Source organism: Litchfieldella qijiaojingensis (assembly GCF_014651875.1).
In the GTDB taxonomy this organism is placed as follows: domain Bacteria; phylum Pseudomonadota; class Gammaproteobacteria; order Pseudomonadales; family Halomonadaceae; genus Litchfieldella; species Litchfieldella qijiaojingensis.
This window is the reverse complement of record NZ_BMXS01000025.1, coordinates 54,486-69,618: the sequence shown is the minus strand read 5'-3', so window position 1 is coordinate 69,618 and position 15,133 is coordinate 54,486. Positions and strand designations below refer to the sequence as shown.

Sequence of the window (15,133 nt, the reverse complement as noted above, 5' to 3'; positions counted from 1 at the left end):
CCTCGATGCCGCCGGGGTCGTCGCCGTGGCCGTCGTGGTCGAGCAGGCGCTGGATCCAGCGCCGACGCGTGGGGGCGTCCGGGCAGTTGGCCAGCAAGGCGGCGTCCTTCTGCGGGATCATCACCTGATAGTAGAAGCGGTTGGCGACCCAGCCGCGGATCTGCTCGGGGGTGGCGCGCCCCTCGGCCATGTCGACCTGGTAGGGGTGATGGATGTGGTAGTAGTCGCCCTTGGCCATCAATGCGGCACGAAAGGCTTCGCGGTCAAGTGCTTGGCCCTCGGGCGCCGTGGCTGGGTTGGGTGAGGTCGTCAGTGGAGATGCGAGCGATGGCATGGTGAATCTCCCCGCGTTTCACGTTGAGACGCCGATGTAGGGCGACAGGTTCAAGGTTCGAACCGCATGCCGTCATAGGCGACGTCGATGCCCCGAGCGTAGAGTTCGGCACGTTGGCTCGAGGTTTCGTCGAGGATCGGGTTGGTATTGTTGATATGGATGAGAATGCGTCGGGTGGTCTCCGGCAAGGCCTCGAGCTCACGAATCAGTCCCTCCTCGCCGGCCAGGGCCAGGTGGCCCATCTCCATGCCGGTCGCCTGTCCGACCCCGGCGCGCTGTAGCTCATCGTCGTCCCACAGGGTGCCGTCGACCAGTACGCAGTCGGCGCGCGCCAGCCAGCCACGCAACTCCTCATCGAGCCGCCCTAACCCCGGAGCGTAGAACAGCGATCGTCCTCCGGCACTATCTTCTTCTATATAGAGGCCGATGTTGTCGCCCGGTGTGGGCGCGCCGCGGCGAGGCGAATAGGGTGGGGCGTTGCTGTGCAGGGCTACGGCGGTGAAAGCCAGGCCGGGACAGGAGGGGATCGAGAAGCGCGTCGTGAGATGACCTTCGTCGATCTCGATCGGTTGCCAGCGCAGCCCACCCTGCCAGTGAGTCAGCATGGGAAAGAGCGGAAAACCACTACTCAGGTCTTCATGCACATTGGGCGTGCACCACACATCCAGCGGGCAGCCCTCGCGCAGCGACAACAGGCCGGTGACATGATCGATCTGGCCATCGACCAGCAGCACACCGGCGATCCCTGTGTCGCGAGGCCGACGTTTGGGGTGCAACTCAGGGTTGGCGGCGAGCTGGGCGCGAATGTCCGGCGAGGCGTTGCACAGCAGCCAGCGTTCACCGTCACTGCTGATCGCTATCGACGATTGAGTGCGCGATGTGGCCTGCAATTGCCCGCTGCGTACACCATGGCAGTTAGGGCAATTGCAGTTCCACTGCGGGAAGCCGCCACCCGCTGCCGAGCCCAGTACGAGAATCTGCATGTGCCAATGTCCTTCCGGTAACGCAAAGACGCTCCGACTAGCGGAGCGTCTTCACGTGCGCCTGACGATCAACGATTGGCGATGTAGAGAGTGACCTCGAAGCCAAGGCGCAGATCGGTATAAGCCGGCTTGGTCCACATAAGTGTTCTCCTGCCCCATACAGGTTGGATATGAAGTTGCCTCCTGTAGTAAAGCACTGTGAGGCACAGATGCCTTACAACCTAAGGAAACACTGAATAAATGCCTGCGCTGATCAATCACTACGTTGCGCGGTGCTCGCAAGCCTCACATATACCCCATATGCTCCGGTTGCTGCGCTCCGGGCGCCTTGTGCTTGAAACCGCTCGTCGATTTATTCAGCGCTTCCATAAGTCTTAGCGGGCTGTGTCGGTTAGGTCAAGCTCACCCTATGGATGCGGATCATTGCACGTCAGCGGGAATCGCTCCCTTCGATTGTTGTTCATATGGCAAAAGTCTTTTGACTCGATGTTGCACGCCAATGGGGCATGAGTGCGCCTGTGCAAGGGGCAATCTTGTGCTAGACCTTTTATTGCGCTGTTTAGAACACAACAACGACAAGTTGCAGTGCGCCATGCGCGGCGTACTGCAACGTTCAGGACTGTGGAGACAACGCCATGCTACGGGAGATGAGTTATGCCATAGCGACCATGGGGCTCCTGGCCGCTAGCGTTGCAGCTCAAGCCAACCAGAATCAGCTAGAGTTGCAGCAAAATCCGGAATTGTGGGCGACCCAACTGGGCAATTACCAAGGCAATCGCTATAGCCAGTTGGACCAGATCAATCGTGACAACATCAGCGACCTGCGCGCACAGTGGCAGTTCTCCACTGGTGTGCTACGCGGCCACGAAGGTGGCCCGTTGTATGTCGGAGACGGTCGCCTATACATTCACACCCCCTTCCCCAACAAGGTCTTCGCCCTGGATCTGGAGGATGAAGGCCGTATTGTCTGGAGCTATGAGCCGGACCAGGACTCACGCGTCATCCCGGTGATGTGTTGCGATACGGTCAACCGCGGGCTCGCCTATGCCGACGGAAAGCTCTTCCTCAACCAGGCCGACAACACCGTCATCGCACTCGATGCCGAATCGGGCGAGTTGCTGTGGGAAGCCAACAATGGCGACCACACCAAGGGCGAGACCATGACCATGTCGCCGCTGGTGGTGCACGACAAGGTGCTCGTGGGCGTCAGTGGCGGTGAGTTCGGGGTGCGCGGCCACCTGACGGCCTACAATATCGAAACCGGCGAGATGGAATGGCGCGGCTACTCCAACGGACCGGACGATGACGTCCTGCTTGACCCGGAAACCACGATGATGATGGGTGAGCCGATCGGCGAAGCGGACCTCGGTGTTTCCACTTGGCCGGAAGGCGAGTGGGAGCGCGGTGGTGGTGCCCCCTGGGGTTGGATCACCTATGACCCGGAACTCGACCTGGTCTACTACGGCACCGGTAACCCCGGAACCTGGAACCCGGATCAGCGTACGATCGATGGCGAGCCTGCCGACAACAAGTGGTCGATCACGGTGTTCGCTCGCGATCCCAACACCGGACAGACCAAGTGGGTCTATCAGAAGGTGCCTTTCGACGAATGGGACTATGACGGCGTCAACGAGAACCAGTTGATCGATGTCGAGATCGATGGCGAGCAGCGCAAGGGCCTGGCGATCATCGATCGTACCGGCTTTGGTTTCCTGCTTGATCGTGAAACCGGTGAATTGCTGGTAGCCGAGAAATTCGCCCCGGAAACCAACTGGGCGAGCCACTATGACATGGAAACCGGCCGTCCGGTGGTCAATGAGGAGTTCAGCACCTTCCGGCAAGGGGTTAATGTCAACACCACTGACATCTGCCCCACCGCCATGGGCGCCAAGAACATGCAGCCGAGCGCCTATTCGCCCGAGACCGGGCTGCTCTATGCCGGGATCAACCGCATCTGCATGAACTATGAGCCCTTCGAGACCGAATACGTCGCTGGCCAGCCCTATGTCGGCGCTACCCTGACCATGATGCCTGCGCCGACTCAGGATGGTGACATGGAAGGTCGCATGGGCAGCTTTATTGCCTGGGACCCGGTCGCTGGGGAAGTTGTGTGGAAGAAGGACGAACGTTTCGCGGTATGGAGCGGGGCCTTGGCCACGGCTGGCGGTCTGGCTTTCTACGGCACCCTCGAAGGGTACGTGAAGGCAGTGGATATCGAGACCGGTGAGGAACTGTGGCGCTTCAAGACGCCCTCCGGGATCATCGGTAACGTCAATACCTTCCAGCATCAGGGCAAGCAGTACATCGCGGTGCTGTCCGGTGTCGGCGGCTGGGCAGGCATTGGTCTGGCGGCCGGTCTGGAAGATCCCGAGGCAGGTCTGGGGGCGGTTGGTGTCTTCTCCGCTCTCGATGACTATACCGAGCTGGGCGGGATCCTGACCGTGTTCTCACTGCCGGATGCCTGATGCGCAACTTGCGGCATACCGAAGAAGATGGCACGGGGAAGCCTCCCCGTGCCATCGCTATGCTAGGTGAAAGAAATCGCTAACCATCCCATCGGGTCGAACCTGGACGTGGCAGAAGCGCCGGGTTCGATGGACACAACAATGGATAGAAAACAAGGCACGCCGAATGACTGAGATCCAGATACCACGTTGGCTTGTGGCCGCTGGTGCCACGGGAATGCTGTTGCTCGCTACAGGCATGATGACGCAGGTGCAGGCGTCGGCCGAGCCCGAAAAACAGGAACAGGTCGAAGAGGGTGAGCAGGCGTCGCAGCAACAAGAGGACGTGAAGGAAGCCGCCGCGACTGAATCCACACCGGGCGACTACACCATCATCGATGGAAAGGTCGATCAAGGTACCTATGATGGCTACATTGCCTTTACCCGCAACTGCATGGCCTGCCATGGGCCCGATGGGGTGGGATCCACTTTCGCTCCCAGTCTTGTGAAGGCCGCGGAGCGTCGCAGTTTTGCCGAATTTGCCCGGACCATTGCCGGCGGTCGGGACATTCAGCCGGGCAGGGTGATGCCATCTTTCGCCGACGACCAATACGTGCTGAGCAACATCGAGAACATCTACAGTTACATGAAGGCGCGAGCCGCCGGTGATCTGGGCCGTGGCCGTCCCAAGGTGATCGAGGAGGAAGAAGAAGAGGAAGCCTCCGAGGGCAGCGACGAGGATTGAACCGCCGCGGCCCCGTTGCGTTGACGCTGGGTTCGGCAACATGGGTCGGAGGAAATCATGAGGGGCAATCGATGGTTGTGCGGCATCGCCGCGGGCTTGTTGGGCCTGGTGGTCACGGGTGGCGAGCCTCGCGCCGACGTGCCGGAGCTGGAAGGGCGTAATGAGCTGCGCGTGTGTGCCGATGGCAACAACTTGCCATTTACCAACGAGCAGGGTGAGGGGTTCGAGAACCGTATCGCCAAACTGATGGCCGACGACCTGGGGCTGCCACTGACCTATGTTTGGGCACCGCAGGTCATGGGGTTCGTGCGCAATACCCTGGAACTACGCGTGTGTGACGTGATCATCGGTGTGGCCGCCGGCTATGGTTTCGTGCAGAACACCAAGGACTACTATCGCTCCGTCTATTCGTTGGTGGTGCCCGTGGACTTCGACCTCGAGGTGAGCTCGCTGGACGATGCGGCCTTGGAAGGTCGGCATATCGGCGTCGTGTCCGAGACGCCTCCCTTGGTGGCACTGCGGCGTGCCGGCGCCACCATCAAGGGCTATGCGTTGCAGACCGATACCCGGGTCAGGACGCCGGCCAGGGACGCCGTGCAAGATGTGGCGGCCGGGGTTACCGATGGGGCTGTGGTGTGGGGGCCGATTGCCGGTTATTACGCCGCGCGTCAGGACCCACCGCTCAAGGTGATTCCTCTGGTCGACGATACCACCGATGCCCGGCTTTCCTATCGCATCACCATGGGGGTGCGGGATGGGGAGCCGCACTGGAAGGATACCATCAACGACTTCATCGACCGCCGTCAGGACGATATCAACGCCATCCTGGCCGACTACGATGTCCCGCTGCTCGATCGGCACGGTCAACTGATTCATCCCGGCTCGGGAGGTAGCGATGCTGAGTGATGTGCGTGCCTGTGGTCTGGCGCTGGGCCTGACGCTGGTGACGGTTTTCGCAACGATTCAGGAAGCACAGGCCCAGCGTGCCGCCGCCGGCCCGCCAGATTGGCCCTGCGTGCAACGTCTGATCCCTGAACTGGCTTGGGGCACCATGTGGACCGGGCCATCTCCCGACGCGCTCGAGCAAGAGTGGTGGGAAGACGAGGAAGTGGGGCGCGTGGTGCGTTTCGCGACGGCGCGCGATACCCCCCGCGAAATCGCGCTTGAACGTGTACGAGATTTCGTCGAGCGAGTGGCGGATGGTCCCGAGGCGGATCGCGAGCGGCGTCTGACGCTGCTGTTTGCCGGTCTGTTCGAGCGTACCAACCGTGAGCGCAGTCGTACCATCGAACGCATTCGCAGCGCAGCCCGGGGACAAGTTCAGCGCCTGGAGCGGGTCTCCGAGCTGGTCGATGAACTGGAAGTTCGGCGCACCTCGGACGAGGCCAGTAGCGATGACATCGAGCGCCTGGAGAAGGAACTTTTCTGGGAGCGACGTACGTTTCAGAAACGTCAGCAAGCCTTGCCGGCATTGTGCGAGCAACCCTATCTGCTCGAGGAACAATTGAGTCGTATGGTGCGGGCGATCAGGTCGGAAATGTAGATCGGGACCAGGGCCACTGATCCGGATATGACAGGGAGGGGGCATGCAAAGAGTCGCTCGCGAAACCGGGTGCGATGCCGTGCGCTGTGTATCGGCTCTGCTGCTGTGGACGATCGTGGTGCTCCTGGGTTGGCCTGGGCTGGCCAGCGCTCAGGATAGTGGCCAGGACAGCGAAACCATTACGCTGGGCTATCTGGGCATGGAGCGCGACGAGGACCTGGAGCCGCTGTCGGTGCTCGACCCGGTCCTCGACGACGAAGGCGTTCAGGGGGCACGGCTGGGCGTCAGCGATAACAATGCTGCCGGACAGTTTCTCGGCCAGGAGTTCGTGCTCGTCGAGAGCATCGTCGCTCGCGACGGTGATGTGCTCGAAGGCCTGCACGAGTTGATCGACCAGGGTGCCGGGTGGGTCATCAGTGGCTTGCCCCGCGAGGAACTGGAGGCGGTCATGGCAGATGCCGCGTTGGAAGACCGCATGGTGTTCAATGCCGCGGCTCCCGACAATGCGTTACGCAGTGAAGCCTGTCATCCGAATCTCTACCACACGACTCCCAGCCGGCGGATGCTGGCCGATGCCTTGGCGCAGTTCCTGGCTTACAAGAAGTGGGACCGCTGGGCACTGGTCTATGGCAATACCGATGAGGATCGGCTATTGGTCGAGGCCTATCGGGAAGCGGCGACACGCTTCGGTCATGACATCGTCACCGAAAAGATGTGGCCCCACGAACCCATGGCTCGGCGGGCCGAGGGCGGCTTCCATGCCATTCAACGCGAGATCCCGGTGTTCGTGCAGGAGTTCCCCCAATACGAGGTATTGGTGATCGCCGACGAGAACGACTACTTCGGCGAGTATTTTCCCTACCAGACCTGGCTGCCAAGGCCGGTGGCGGGTACCCAGGGACTGATGCCGACCGCCTGGCATCGCGCCCACGAGTCGTGGGGCGCCGTGCAGTTGCAGCGACGCTTCGAAGAGTTTGCCGGGCGCAGGATGACGCCCAAGGACTTCGCTGCCTGGCTGGCAGTGCGCTCGCTGGGTGAGGCAACGGCGCGCACCGGCTCCGTAGCCCGGGACGTGGTGCTCGACTATATGCTCAGCGACGAGTTCCAGTTGGCCGGTTACCTGGGACTGCCGGTGAGCTATCGCACATGGAACCACCAGTTGCGGCAGCCGATCCTGGTCACTGGACCACGCATGGTGGCGTCCGTTTCTCCGCAGGAGGGATATCTGCATCCGCGTTCGCCGCTGGATTCGCTCGGCGCCGACGAGGGGGAATCGTCATGCCGTTTCTGACTGGCTCGTGGAGGATGCCGATGATCAGACATATCGCTCTCGGGCTCGCGGTCGGAGCCATAGCGCTGATGCCAGTGGTGGCCAAGGCCGAACGGATCTTCGTCTCCAACGAGAAGGACAACACCGTGTCGGTGATCGATGGCGAGTCGCTGGAGGTCGTCGAGACCATCGATGTCGGTCGTAGGCCACGTGCCATGGTCCTGGGCCCCGATGGCAATGAACTGTTCGTGGCAGTGGGTGACGATGAGGCCATCGACATGATCGATCTCGAAACACTCGAGGTGGTGCGCAGCCAGTCGGCAGGAGAGGATCCGGAGGTCATTCGGGTCGACTCCGAGCGTCCTTATCTCTATGTGTCGAACGAGGACGACAATATCGTCTCGGTGATCGACTATGAGCAGCGTACCCTGGTCACCGAGATTCCCGTCGGTGTCGAGCCCGAGGGGCTGGGCATCAGTCCCGACGGCAAATGGCTGATCGCGACTTCCGAAACCTCGAGCATGGCGCACATTATCGACCTCGAGGCAATGGAGGCGGTCCATCATCGGCTGGTGGGTGCGCGACCCCGGCATGTCGAGTTCACTCATGACGGGGCGGAAGCCTGGGTATCGTCGGAAATCGGCGCCACGGTCTCGATCCTCGACATGCAGGACACCTACGACATCAAGCACACCATTCGCTTCGACGTCCCGGGCGTGCCACGCGAGACCGTGCAGGCGGTGGGGGTGGCGCTGACCTCGGACGGTCGTTATGGCTTCGTTGCCCTTGGGCCTTCGAATCGGGTCGCGGTGATCGATCAGCAAACCTATGAAGTGCTCGACTATCTTTTGACAGGGCAGCGGGTCTGGCACCTGGCGCTCAACGGTGACGAGAGCCGCCTGTATACCACCAACGGGGTGAGTGGCGATGTCACCGTGATCGATGTCGACGGACTCGAGGCGATTCGCTCGATTCCGGTGGGGCGTTTTCCTTGGGGAGTAGTTGTCGAACCGTGACTCGCGAGATGGCACCGGCATTCACCCCGGAAGGGGGCAAACAAACCAGACGAGCGGACGATTCGACCGCCCTGGACGTGCGCGATCTCAGTTTCAGCTACAGTGGCCAGCCGGTGCTGGAGTCGGTGTCCTTCGATCTGAAAGCGGGAGAGTTCGCGGTGCTGCTGGGACCCAACGGCGCTGGCAAGACCACGTTGTTCTCGTTGATCACAAGGCTCTACGACCATCGCCAGGGCGAGATTCGTATAGGCGGCCTCGACTTGCGTCGTCATTCGGTCGAGGCACACGCCCAGATGGGGGTGGTGTTTCAGCAGCCAACCCTGGATATGGACCTGACAGTCAGGCAGAACCTGAGCTATCACGGTGCGTTGCACGGGATGACACCGGCCGAGGCCCTCCGTCGCGCCTCGCAGCAGCTTACCCGCCTGGAGATGCAGGGCAGCTTGCGGCTCAGGGTGCGGCACTTGTCCGGCGGGCAACGTCGGCGAGTGGAGATCGCCCGCGGTTTGTTGCACGAACCACGGCTGCTGCTGCTCGACGAGCCCACGGTGGGGCTCGACATTGCCTCGCGTCGTGCCTTGGTCGAGCACGTTCATCGATTGTGTCGCGAACAGGGAGTGGCGGTGCTATGGGCGACCCACCTGATCGATGAAGTCTATCCCGATGACCGCGTGATCGTGCTGCATCGCGGCCGGGTGTGTGCCGATGGCGGGGTGGCCGAGTTGGTATCGCAAACCGCAAGTGCCTCGATCGGCGAGGCCTTCGATCGACTGACGGAAGGGGAGGCACGATGAGCTTGGCGGCCTACGGACACTGTCTACGCGGCGTGGTCAGCCGTGAGCTGCTGCGTTTCGTGCACCAGCGTTCGCGCTTCGTGGCCGCGCTGGTCAGGCCGTTGATATGGCTGTTCGTGTTCGCCGCCGGCTTTCGCATGGCACTTGGCGTGGCGATGACCGAACCCTACCAGACCTACATTCTCTATGAGGTCTATATCGTCCCGGGGCTGGTGGGCATGATCCAACTCTTCAACGGCATGCAAAGCTCGCTGTCCATGGTCTACGATCGCGAGATGGGCAGCATGCGCGTGTTGCTGGTCAGCCCCTTCCCGCGCTGGTACCTGCTGGTCTGCAAGCTGCTGGCAGGGACCCTGGTGTCGATCGTGCAGGTCTACGTGTTCCTGGTCATCGCCTACCTCTACGGCGTAAAGGCGCCGCTGATGGGCTACGTGTTGATCCTGCCGGCGCTGGTCGTCACCGGTTTCATGGTCGGCGCTCTGGGCATGCTGCTATCGTCCTTCGTGCGCCAACTGGAGAACTTCGCGGGCATCATGAACTTCGTGATCTTCCCGATGTTCTTTCTCTCTTCGGCGCTCTACCCCCTGTGGCGCATACGCGAGGGCAGCTATCTGGTCTACCAGGTCGCCGCCTTGAACCCCTTCACCTACGCAGTGGAGATGATCCGCTTCGCGATGTACGAGCGCTTCAATGGCGATGCGACGCTGATCGTCGTGGCGACCACCGCGGTGCTGCTCGGTCTGGCGATCCTGGCCTATAACCCGGCGCGTGGAATGATGACCCGCAAGGCAGGCGCCGGCGCTGAGTGAGCACTGACCACGGTCCAACCGGCCTGACGGCCGGATCGCGCAGCGGAGCTGAGCTCCCACGAACGGTACGCAGCCTTAGGGGGGAGCGCAATTCATTGCGCGATGAAGCTACCACTGTGCTCAAATCCTGGCACCCAGTCATGTTGAAGCAGCTGTAGCCGCGAAGACGTTGGCATCAAGCCGGCCTGGCGGCCGGATTGCGCAGCGGAGCTGCGCTCCCACGAGCGGTACGCAGCCTTAGGGGGTGGTGGGAGCGCAATTCATTGCGCGATGAAGTCGGCAATATCGTCCGGCCATGCGCGATAGCCGTTACCGTTCGTCGGCATGCTGCAGAAACTCGATCACCTGCCGGCGCGGGCGTTCTTCCAACCCCCAGAACACCATGCGGGTGCCAGGCAGGAAGGCATCGGGATCGGTCAGAAAGCGGTCGAGCGTCTCGGGTGTCCAGGTCAACTCGCTATCCCGTAGCGTTGGGGAGTAGTCGAAGTCCTCGACCGCACCGACAGGTCGACCGACCACGCCATGCAGGCTGGGGCCAGCGATGTGTCGGCCGGGTTCCAGCGAGTGACAGCCCTGGCACTGATTGCGGAATACCCGCTCACCCTCGTGCATCCGGGTGTCGGCCATGGCGCTGGCAGCCATGGCGAGAACGAACAGGGCGACACTCGGTGGTTCGATATACATGGGGTGGCTCAGAAACAGCGCAGGTCGGCTTCGGCCTGTATGCTGCGGAAGCGCTCGAGGTCTTCCTGCATGCTGCGTTCGGTGCGGAACAGCATGCCCAACTCACCAGGCTGATCCTGCATGCTCATTACGGTCCTCACCGCTTCGTAGTCGTCGAAGGTCATGTGTTCGGCGATCACATCGATGCTGCAAGAGCATTTCTGCATGGTCAGGTAATCCTGGCCGTTTGCCGCCATGCAACCGAGAACGTAGTCCACGCGCGCTTCGGTGGGATAATCATTGTCCGCAGCCATGCTCGTTGGTGATAGCAGGAACAGACCGGTCAGGCCCAGCGTGGCCATGATGGGAGAAAACGCCTTGTCATTGTGCATGCTCCGCCTCTCGATGGGGTCGGATGAGTGGTTGGTTTTTACTGGTTTCAAGTTATGGTACCTGACGGGGTTTTTCCACCGTGCGCCAGGTTTCATTGTCACGTGTCGTGCCGCACCGAGGGCGCTTCCAGTGCCCCGGAGAGCAGGGACGGATGGCGGCTGAACAGCCGTTCCTGCAACTTGGCGATCGCTGTGCCCTCGAGATTCCTGGGGCGCTCCAGTGGAACCACGTAGTCCAACATGATCCGCGCCGGTGGCTCGGACAGGAACAGCACGCGGTCGGCCAGTGCCAGCGCTTCGCGCAAGTCATGAGTCACGAACAGCACCAGCGGGCGGTCGCGTTGCCACAGCGCCAGCAACGATTCGCGCAGCCGGTTGCCGGTCGGCATGTCCAGCGAGACGAAGGGTTCATCCATCAGCAGCAGGCGAGGGTCGACCGCGAAGGCGCGTGCCAGGGCCACGCGACGTTGCATGCCTCCCGATAACTGGTTGGGCCAGGCGTCGAGTGCATGGCCGAGTCCGACTTCCTGCAGCAAGGTACGTGCTCTCTCGCTTTCGGCAGCGGGGTCGGCAAGTACCAGGCGCACGTTGTCGAGGGCGCTCAGCCAAGGCATCAGACGTGGTTCCTGGAACATCATCCCCAGTCGCTCGGGGGAGTGGGCGTGCCGGTGCAGTGGAGCTCCGTGCCAATGAATGGAACCATCGAATAGGGGATCGAGTCCGGCGATCAGATTCAGCAGAGTGCTCTTGCCCACCCCCGAGGGGCCGACCAGTGCCAGAAACTCACCACACTGCGCGCTAAAGGTGAGGTCGCGCAGGATCACTGCGTCGCCGAAGCGCTTCTCGTCGATGCGAACTTCCAGGTCAGGCATCGCGCCACCTCGTCAGCCGATTTTCCAGGGGCCGCATGATCAATGCCTCGACCAGCAGTACTACGGCGGCGAAGGCCAAGGTATAGGCCAGGATGCTGGTGATGTCGAAGAACTGATAGTAGGAATGTAGCTGGAAGCCGACGCCGTTGCTGCGCCCGAGCAGCTCCACCACCAGCACGATCTTCCAGATCAGTGCCAGGCCGCCTCGAGCCGCGGCCATCAGGTAGGGATACAGCTGCGGGAGATAGACCTTCCATAACTTGCGCCACGGTGGCAGACGATAGGCTTGGGCGACGGCCAACAGGCGGAGATCCACCGCGCGCGCTCCTTCGCGCACCGTCACCGCCACGGTGGGGATCTTGTTGACCGAGACGGCGATCACCGCCGCGACCTCGGTGAGCCCGAACCAGATGTAGCACAGGATGATGGTCACCAGGGCCGGGATGTTCAGGCCCAGCACCAGCGCGCCATCCAGGGCGATGTCGAGCCGGCGGTAGCGGCCCATGGCAATGCCGATGGCCGTGCCGATGCTCATCGCCAGGAGAAAGCTCACCAGGACTCGGGCCAGGGTGGTCGAGAGATGGTAGGGCAATTCGCCGCTCAGGCTATGTTGCCAGGCACTGGCCAGCACTTGCTGTGGTGCCGGCAGCATCGGCGCAGCGGCTATCCACGCCGCGATGGCCCAGACCAGCACCAGACCCAGCAGCGAGGCGCCGCGCAGTAGCCATTGGCGTGATCTCATGGCAAGCGAAAGCCGTCCCAGAAAACCGCCGGGGCCAGGCGCCGTACGCCTCCGGTGAGCTCTCCGCCGCCTTCCGCGGCCAGGACCTGGAAAAGTCGCTGAGCGGCGGCGATCTCGGCATCGCCGTAGCGTTCGGGAATGCCGGCTCGATAGCCGGCCTTGAGCGCTTCGAACATGGGCTCGTTTTCCGGCTTGACCATAGCGCGTAACGACTCCCAGACCTCGTAGTAGTCGGCGGCGAGGATCGCTTTGGCCTGATAGGTGGCCTCCAGGAAATGGCGCAACGCTTCGCGATTTTCCTTTGCCCAGGCCTCGGCGAATACCCAGCCCAGCAAGGGGGGAACCGGGGTGATGCCGAGTTCCTCGAGCATCCGCTCGACGGTCACCAGCGGTTGCATGCCGATGGCTTGGAGACGGGCATTGTAGTGCCAGAAATTGATCGCCGCGCTCAGGCGGCCGTCGCGCATCAGGGCATTGATCATCGGTGGCGCGGCGTAGGCGGGCTCGACGGCACTGTCGAGATCGAGGCCGTGGACACGCCGAGCATAGGCCCGCAACAGGATCCAGGTCTTGTCGACCGGTCCTCCGGCAATGCCCAACTGGTGGCCGGCCAGCTCTTCCACGCTGCCGATGCCCGCCTCGGGAGCGACCATCACGGCGCCCACCGACAGCGAATAGGGCGCGAATTGGTAGGCACGCCCGGCGTCCCGCTGGCGCGCCGCCCATAGCCAGTCGGAGACGATCAGGTCGACTCGTCCACCTTGCAGGGCCACGGCCAGTGCATTCTCGGAGGCCAGTGGCACCACCTCGAGCTCTATGTCATATGCTTCCAGCAGACGGTGGGACTGGACCACCTCCAGCTCCCAGTTGACGGTTCCGAACTGCAACACGCCGACCCGTAGCGTCTGTGCCTGGGCTACCGTGACGACGAACCAGCAGAGCAAGAACACGACGATGCTTGCCGGATATCGGCGATGTCGGCGTAGCGGCGGGGTTCTCATCATCCTTGGGAAACTCCCTTGAGAGTCGGAAGATAGCCTCCTATACCATTGACTTACGCACCGTATCTTGCAAGGAGACGAAAGCATGACCAGCATTCCCATTCGTCTGCTGCTGGCTGGTGAAGGGGCCATCGCCGGCATTCACATGCAGGCCTTGGAGCGTATCGAAGATGTCGAGGTGGCATGCCTGGTCGGTGGCGTCGACGAGGATGCACGAATTTTTGCCCACGAATGGAAGATCCCCGAAGTTTCTCTGGATTACGAGGCGAGTCTGGCGCGCGACGACATCGATGCCGTGATCCTGGCCACACCGAGCCAATTGCATGCCAGCCAGGCCGCGCAGGCCATAGATAGCGGCAAGCATGTGCTGGCCGAGATCCCCATGAGCCTCAATCTTGCCGATGCCGAGCGCCTCACCGAACGGGCCGAGCGCTCGGATCGGGTGGGCATGGTGGCCCATACCCGACGCTTCAATGCTCCGCATCGCGAGATCAAGCGGCGTATCCAGCGCGGTGAGTTCCATCTCCAGCACCTGGTATCGGAGACTTACTTCTTCCGGCGCCAGAATCTCAACATGCACGGCAATCCGCGCAGTTGGACGGACAATCTGCTGTGGCATCACGCCTGCCACAGCGTCGACCTGTTCGCTTGGCTGCTCGACGACTTCGATCTGGAGGTATGGGGCAGCGCCGGGCCGCCACATGCCGAACTCGGCATCCCCATGGACATGAATATCGGCCTGCGCTCACATGCCGGAGTGATGGCCACCCTGGTGCTGTCGTTCAACCACCATGGGCCCTTTGGCGGTTTCTATCGCTACATCGGTGAAGAGGACACCCTGCAGGCCTTCCGCGACGAATTGAAGGACCACCGCGGGGCAGTGGTGCCCTTGGAGGGCAGCGGTTTCGAATATCAGGACCGGGAATTCATCGCGGCGATATGCGAAGGCCGGCGACCCGAGGCCGCCTTTTCCGATTGTTTGCCGACCATGCGTTTGCTCGACCGCCTCGAGGCACTGATGGCCAACTCCGGCGGTTGACGCCCGGCTAGCGGTTGCGGTCGTCGTCCTTCACCTCGTACTGGCCCTCCAGCACATCCTGATGGCGGCCCCTGCGGTCGTGGTAGCGGTCAAAGCCGCCGATATCCTCGGCCTGCTCGGCACGCATGCGCTCCATGCGCTTTTTCATCCGGTGGCGTAGGAACGGCAACATGGCCCATCCGACAAGCAGGAAGAACAGCCCCAGCACGGTGCCGACGACCATCAGGACGCCGAACAGCAGCCAGGTCGCCAGTAGGCGAAACCCACCGACATTGCCTTGAGGACGAGCATGGCGCGCACGTTCACGCCATTGCTGGGCAGCGTCCCAGGCGGCATTGCGCTGTCGATCGTTGCGATGGTCGGTCATGGAAAGCTCCCGTGGGTCGGGTGATGGGTACCGCCATTCGATACCAATGAGCCCCGTGCGTTCAATGAAAACACTGACGAGTCGGTAACGGTTGGTAAGTGTCGGTCCACGGCGTTTCG

The 15,133-nt window shown here is 62.0% G+C and carries 18 protein-coding genes; 9 read left to right on the top strand and 9 right to left on the bottom strand.

Annotation, left to right across the window (positions count from 1 at the left end):
* The 3 genes from IE093_RS18850 to pqqA all read right to left on the bottom strand — a co-directional run.
* On the bottom strand, positions 1-238 hold a 238-nt coding region (locus tag IE093_RS18850), incomplete at its 3' end, for a thiaminase II/PqqC family protein (protein ID WP_479691168.1).
* Positions 239-384: 146 nt separating this feature from the next.
* Positions 385-1,317: a pyrroloquinoline quinone biosynthesis protein PqqB gene (gene pqqB / locus IE093_RS18845; protein WP_189471908.1), complete on the bottom strand. Its 933-nt coding sequence runs from the start codon at positions 1,315-1,317 to the stop codon at positions 385-387.
* Positions 1,318-1,385: 68 nt separating this feature from the next.
* Positions 1,386-1,457 carry a pyrroloquinoline quinone precursor peptide PqqA gene (pqqA, locus tag IE093_RS18840; protein ID WP_092569372.1) on the bottom strand — a complete coding sequence of 24 codons (72 nt, stop codon included), beginning with the start codon at positions 1,455-1,457 and terminating at the stop codon, positions 1,386-1,388.
* A 495-nt stretch (positions 1,458-1,952) separates the two neighbouring features.
* Between pqqA and IE093_RS18835 the strand changes: the two genes are divergently transcribed.
* The 8 genes from IE093_RS18835 to IE093_RS18800 all read left to right on the top strand — a co-directional run bounded on the left by IE093_RS18835 (position 1,953) and on the right by IE093_RS18800 (position 9,938).
* Positions 1,953-3,782, top strand: a complete 1,830-nt coding sequence (locus tag IE093_RS18835) for a methanol/ethanol family PQQ-dependent dehydrogenase (RefSeq protein WP_189471907.1) — start codon at positions 1,953-1,955, stop codon at positions 3,780-3,782.
* Positions 3,783-3,948: 166 nt separating this feature from the next.
* Positions 3,949-4,506 (top strand): c-type cytochrome, encoded by a 558-nt coding sequence (locus IE093_RS18830; protein ID WP_189471905.1) that lies wholly within the window; start codon positions 3,949-3,951, stop codon positions 4,504-4,506.
* A gap of 57 nt (positions 4,507-4,563) precedes the next feature.
* Complete coding sequence (locus IE093_RS18825; RefSeq protein WP_189471902.1) at positions 4,564-5,412, top strand: quinoprotein dehydrogenase-associated putative ABC transporter substrate-binding protein; 849 nt, start codon at positions 4,564-4,566, stop codon at positions 5,410-5,412.
* Entirely contained in the window at positions 5,402-6,049 is a 648-nt protein-coding gene (locus IE093_RS18820; RefSeq protein ID WP_189471900.1) for a hypothetical protein, read from the top strand. The genes IE093_RS18825 and IE093_RS18820 overlap by 11 nt, the downstream gene beginning before the upstream one ends.
* A 43-nt stretch (positions 6,050-6,092) precedes the next feature.
* Positions 6,093-7,340, top strand: coding sequence for an ABC transporter substrate-binding protein (locus tag IE093_RS18815; RefSeq protein ID WP_189471898.1), 1,248 nt, complete (start codon positions 6,093-6,095; stop codon positions 7,338-7,340).
* Positions 7,341-7,360: 20 nt separating this feature from the next.
* Complete coding sequence (locus IE093_RS18810) at positions 7,361-8,335, top strand: PQQ-dependent catabolism-associated beta-propeller protein (RefSeq protein WP_229803749.1); 975 nt, start codon at positions 7,361-7,363, stop codon at positions 8,333-8,335.
* Positions 8,332-9,129: an ABC transporter ATP-binding protein gene (locus IE093_RS18805; protein ID WP_229803747.1), complete on the top strand. Its 798-nt coding sequence runs from the start codon at positions 8,332-8,334 to the stop codon at positions 9,127-9,129. Before IE093_RS18810 ends, IE093_RS18805 begins: the two co-directional genes overlap by 4 nt.
* Entirely contained in the window at positions 9,126-9,938 is an 813-nt protein-coding gene (locus tag IE093_RS18800) for an ABC transporter permease (protein ID WP_189471896.1), read from the top strand. The genes IE093_RS18805 and IE093_RS18800 overlap by 4 nt, the downstream gene beginning before the upstream one ends.
* Before the next feature lie 309 nt (positions 9,939-10,247).
* Here the strand turns inward: IE093_RS18800 and IE093_RS18795 are convergent, their stop codons facing one another.
* From IE093_RS18795 to IE093_RS18775, 5 genes are all read right to left on the bottom strand, one after another.
* Positions 10,248-10,622, bottom strand: a complete 375-nt coding sequence (locus IE093_RS18795) for a c-type cytochrome (RefSeq protein WP_189471894.1) — start codon at positions 10,620-10,622, stop codon at positions 10,248-10,250.
* 8 nt (positions 10,623-10,630) lie between these two features.
* The gene (locus IE093_RS18790) at positions 10,631-10,993 is read right to left on the bottom strand and encodes a hypothetical protein (RefSeq protein ID WP_229803746.1); all 363 of its coding nucleotides are present in this window, start codon (positions 10,991-10,993) and stop codon (positions 10,631-10,633) included.
* Between the two features lie 98 nt (positions 10,994-11,091).
* Positions 11,092-11,865 (bottom strand): ABC transporter ATP-binding protein, encoded by a 774-nt coding sequence (locus tag IE093_RS18785; protein ID WP_189471892.1) that lies wholly within the window; start codon positions 11,863-11,865, stop codon positions 11,092-11,094.
* Complete coding sequence (locus IE093_RS18780) at positions 11,858-12,607, bottom strand: ABC transporter permease (protein ID WP_189471890.1); 750 nt, start codon at positions 12,605-12,607, stop codon at positions 11,858-11,860. The genes IE093_RS18785 and IE093_RS18780 overlap by 8 nt, the downstream gene beginning before the upstream one ends.
* Positions 12,604-13,611, bottom strand: a complete 1,008-nt coding sequence (locus IE093_RS18775) for an ABC transporter substrate-binding protein (protein WP_229803744.1) — start codon at positions 13,609-13,611, stop codon at positions 12,604-12,606. The genes IE093_RS18780 and IE093_RS18775 overlap by 4 nt, the downstream gene beginning before the upstream one ends.
* A gap of 82 nt (positions 13,612-13,693) precedes the next feature.
* Here IE093_RS18775 and IE093_RS18770 point away from each other — a divergent pair, with 82 nt between their 5' ends.
* Positions 13,694-14,647: a Gfo/Idh/MocA family oxidoreductase gene (locus tag IE093_RS18770; RefSeq protein ID WP_189471888.1), complete on the top strand. Its 954-nt coding sequence runs from the start codon at positions 13,694-13,696 to the stop codon at positions 14,645-14,647.
* A gap of 7 nt (positions 14,648-14,654) precedes the next feature.
* On the opposite strand, the gene IE093_RS18765 is transcribed toward IE093_RS18770, so the two are convergent.
* Complete coding sequence (locus IE093_RS18765; RefSeq protein ID WP_189471886.1) at positions 14,655-15,014, bottom strand: hypothetical protein; 360 nt, start codon at positions 15,012-15,014, stop codon at positions 14,655-14,657.
* Positions 15,015-15,133 lie beyond the last annotated feature (119 nt).

Coding starts and splice junctions, on each gene's coding strand:
- IE093_RS18770 (WP_189471888.1), top strand. CDS start 13,694: ATGACCAGCATTCCCATTCGTCTGCTGCTGGCTGGTGAAGGGGCCATC.
- IE093_RS18790 (WP_229803746.1), bottom strand. CDS start 10,993: ATGCACAATGACAAGGCGTTTTCTCCCATCATGGCCACGCTGGGCCTG.
- IE093_RS18775 (WP_229803744.1), bottom strand. CDS start 13,611: ATGATGAGAACCCCGCCGCTACGCCGACATCGCCGATATCCGGCAAGC.
- IE093_RS18820 (WP_189471900.1), top strand. CDS start 5,402: ATGCTGAGTGATGTGCGTGCCTGTGGTCTGGCGCTGGGCCTGACGCTG.
- IE093_RS18795 (WP_189471894.1), bottom strand. CDS start 10,622: ATGTATATCGAACCACCGAGTGTCGCCCTGTTCGTTCTCGCCATGGCT.
- IE093_RS18800 (WP_189471896.1), top strand. CDS start 9,126: ATGAGCTTGGCGGCCTACGGACACTGTCTACGCGGCGTGGTCAGCCGT.
- IE093_RS18815 (WP_189471898.1), top strand. CDS start 6,093: ATGCAAAGAGTCGCTCGCGAAACCGGGTGCGATGCCGTGCGCTGTGTA.
- IE093_RS18830 (WP_189471905.1), top strand. CDS start 3,949: ATGACTGAGATCCAGATACCACGTTGGCTTGTGGCCGCTGGTGCCACG.
- pqqB (WP_189471908.1), bottom strand. CDS start 1,317: ATGCAGATTCTCGTACTGGGCTCGGCAGCGGGTGGCGGCTTCCCGCAG.
- IE093_RS18785 (WP_189471892.1), bottom strand. CDS start 11,865: ATGCCTGACCTGGAAGTTCGCATCGACGAGAAGCGCTTCGGCGACGCA.
- IE093_RS18835 (WP_189471907.1), top strand. CDS start 1,953: ATGCTACGGGAGATGAGTTATGCCATAGCGACCATGGGGCTCCTGGCC.
- IE093_RS18825 (WP_189471902.1), top strand. CDS start 4,564: ATGAGGGGCAATCGATGGTTGTGCGGCATCGCCGCGGGCTTGTTGGGC.
- IE093_RS18810 (WP_229803749.1), top strand. CDS start 7,361: ATGATCAGACATATCGCTCTCGGGCTCGCGGTCGGAGCCATAGCGCTG.
- IE093_RS18780 (WP_189471890.1), bottom strand. CDS start 12,607: ATGAGATCACGCCAATGGCTACTGCGCGGCGCCTCGCTGCTGGGTCTG.
- IE093_RS18765 (WP_189471886.1), bottom strand. CDS start 15,014: ATGACCGACCATCGCAACGATCGACAGCGCAATGCCGCCTGGGACGCT.